The sequence below is a fragment of the Noviherbaspirillum sp. genome (genome assembly GCF_035944575.1).
Lineage (GTDB): Bacteria > Pseudomonadota > Gammaproteobacteria > Burkholderiales > Burkholderiaceae_D > Noviherbaspirillum.
In genome coordinates, this window is sequence record NZ_DASZBA010000042.1 from 1 (window position 1) to 3175 (window position 3175).

The 3175-nt window shown below is 61.9% G+C and carries 3 protein-coding genes; 1 reads left to right on the forward strand and 2 read right to left on the reverse strand.

Annotated elements, in window-relative coordinates; translation table 11 throughout:
- Together VGU61_RS02620 and VGU61_RS02625 are read right to left on the reverse strand one after the other, a co-directional pair.
- The coding region (locus tag VGU61_RS02620; RefSeq protein WP_326857546.1) for a LysR substrate-binding domain-containing protein at positions 1-596 on the reverse strand (596 nt) is incomplete at its 3' end.
- Between the two features lie 256 nt (positions 597-852).
- Entirely contained in the window at positions 853-2262 is a 1410-nt protein-coding gene (locus VGU61_RS02625) for an FAD-binding oxidoreductase (RefSeq protein ID WP_326857547.1), read from the reverse strand.
- A 101-nt stretch (positions 2263-2363) separates the two neighbouring features.
- Between VGU61_RS02625 and VGU61_RS02630 the strand changes: the two genes are divergently transcribed.
- Positions 2364-2921: a cob(I)yrinic acid a,c-diamide adenosyltransferase gene (locus VGU61_RS02630; protein WP_326857548.1), complete on the forward strand. Its 558-nt coding sequence runs from the start codon at positions 2364-2366 to the stop codon at positions 2919-2921.
- The last annotated feature ends 254 nt before the right edge of the window (positions 2922-3175 follow it).

Genomic DNA, 3175 nt, shown 5'->3' on the forward strand with positions numbered 1-3175 from the left:
CAGGGTTCGAGTGCCGAGCGCAGCAGGATCGCCCTGCGCAGATCGGAGGGCTTTTCCAGCGGGCCGACCTTGGCAAGATAGGTCGGGCTCGCCACGGCGAAGGTCGGCTCCTCGAACAGCTTCTCGGTCACGATGTCGGGATAATTTCCCGCGCCGAATCGCACCTCGACATCGCTTTCCGACAGACTCAGGTCATACAAGGGCACCGACAGGAACATTTCCACCGTGATATCCGGATAACGAGCGGTGAAGTCCGCCAGCCGCGGCACCAGCAGGTAGCGCGCGAAAGTAGGCGGCACGGTGACCTTGATGCGCGGCTGGGCTGGAGCGCTGCGATGCGGCAGCGGAAAATCGCTCAGTGCACGCAGCGCCCCGCGCACCACGTCCAAGTAGCGCCGCCCGAATTCCGACAAGGTGACGCTGCGCCCATCGCGCAGGAACAGCCGCTCGCCGACAAAGTCCTCCAGCAGCCGGATGCGATGCGACAGCGCCGACGGCGTGATGCACAACTCCTCCGCCGCGACGGCGAAGGAGCCGTTGCGAGCCGCCGACTCGAAGGCGGAAAGCGCGTGGACCGGAGGAAGGCGATTTGCCATAAGAAGCTTCAAAAATTCGTGGAGGATCGAAAGCAGCCAAGAGGCGATCAGGCACATTCACAGGTGCCAAGGCCGGTCCGGGAAGCCCATCCGTACTCGCGTACGAACGTCACATACCGACATCAGCCACATATCCGAGGCTTGCAGGGACGCGTACGGGAGCCAAGGTCAAGCCGCGGAGCGGAACCGTACTTCGGTACGGTGAGCACCACAGGCTTGAGATTGGCCCCGTACGCGTCTCTGCAAGCCTCGGAGGCTACCAGTGGATGATTTTACCGGGATTCATGATGTTGTTCGGGTCAAACGCATGCTTGAGCGACCGCATGGTCTCGATTGCCTCCTCCCCGTGTTCCTGCACCAGAAAATCCATCTTGTGCATACCGACGCCATGCTCGCCGGTACAGGTACCGTCCATGGCGATCGCGCGCGAGACCATGCGTGCGTTGACGCCTTCCGCTTTCGCCATCTCATCGGGATCGTGCGGATCGACCATCATCAGTACATGGAAATTGCCGTCGCCGACATGGCCGATGATGGAGTAGATCATGCCGTTCTTCTCGCAATCGTCCTTGGTGTCGAGGATGCATTCGGCCAGGCGGGAAATCGGCACGCAGCAGTCGGTGGAAATCGACCGCGCACCCGGCCGCATCTGCAGCATGGCGAAATACGCGTTGTGGCGGGCCGCCCACAGGCGTGAACGGTCTTCCGGCCGCACGGCCCATTCGAAGCCGATCGCATGATGACTGCCGACGATTTCCTGCACGATCTCGGCCTGTTCCCGCACGCCGTTTTCGCTGCCGTGGAACTCGAACAGCAGCAGTGGTTTTTCAGGCAGGTTCAGCTTGTCGTGCGCATTGATCGAGCGGACGCTGTTCTCGTCGAGAAACTCGATTCTTGCCACCGGGATACCCATCTGGATGGTCTGGATGACGCTGTTGACTGCATCGGCGGCGGAGGGAAAGGAACAAACGGCGGCCGACACCGCTTCGGGCTGCGGATACAGGCGGACGGTGACTTCGGTGATGACGCCGAGCGTGCCTTCGCTGCCGACGAAGATGCGCGTCAGGTCGTAGCCGGCGGATGATTTTCGGGCGCGGGTGCCGGTCCTGATGATGCGGCCGTCGGCAGTTACTACCGTCAGCGCCAGCGTGTTTTCGCGCATGGTGCCGTAGCGCACGGCGTTGGTGCCGGACGCGCGGGTGGCGGCCATGCCGCCGAGCGAGGCATCGGCGCCGGGATCGATCGGGAAGAACAGGCCGGTGTCCCGGATTTCCTGGTTCAGTTGCTTGCGGGTCACGCCGGCCTGCACGGTCGCGGTTAGGTCCTCGGCATGGATGGCCAGCACGCGGTTCATTTGCGACAGATCGATGGTGATGCCGCCCTGTAGTGCGAGCACATGGCCTTCCAGCGACGTACCGGTGCCATAAGGAATCACCGGCACGCCGCAGGCATTGCACAGTTTCACCGCGGCAGCCACCTCCTCGGTGGTGTGGGCGAACACCACCGCATCGGGAAGCATCGGATCGTAGGACGATTCGTCGCGTCCGTGATGTTCGCGCATCGCGTGGGTGGTGGAAAGACGTTCGCCGAACACGGCGCGCAGGTCTGACAGCAGCGCTTCCGTTGCCGGCCGCGCAAGCTTGCTCAAATCAGCTGGATGGTTCATGGCATCTCCTGGGGATGGGACGATTCTACTCTCACGGGGAATGTTCGCCAGCGGCGTTTTTGCCGTATCCTCGCGGTGTCTCCTACTCTTTCCGAATCATCATGGGCAACCGACTTTCCAAGATAGCGACACGCACCGGCGACAACGGCACCACCGGTCTCGGCGACGGCAGCCGTACCGGCAAGGACAGCCTGCGGGTGCATGCGATGGGCGATGTGGATGAATTGAATTCCCATGTCGGCCTGCTGCTGTGCGAGGACCTGCCGCCGGCCTTGCGTGAGGAACTGGTGTCGATCCAGCATGACCTGTTCGACCTCGGCGGCGAATTGTGCATTCCCGGTTACACGATGATCACCGAATCGCATGTCGCGCGACTCGACGCTTTGCTGGAAAAATACAATGCCGACCTGCCGCCGCTGAAGGATTTCATCCTGCCGGCCGGTTCCCGTGGCGCGGCGCAGGCGCATGTGTGCCGCACCGTCGCCCGCCGCGCCGAACGCGCGATCGTCACGCTGGGCAATGCCGAGACCATTCACGATAAACCGCGGCAGTACATGAACCGGTTGTCTGATCTGATGTTCGTGCTGTCGCGGGTGCTGAACCGGTATGCGGGGGGAAGCGATGTGTTGTGGGAGAAGGATCGGAAGCGGGATGTTTGAAGGGTCGGGAAGTTGATGGTCGCCTTGCCGATCGTACTGATGATGGATGAATGTTTAACAAAGACGCAAGCGAGATAAACGTCGTCCAAAGCACGTAACTACCGGCCCCCTCCCCTCTCAGGGGGAGGGTTAGGGTGGGGGTGGTGAGGTTGAGCGACTGCATGCAGTGGCTCAACCTCACTACCCCATCCCAACCTTCCCCCTAAAAGGGGGAAGGAGCTGGCTCGCTTACAACCTTATCACTTCGCCACGCG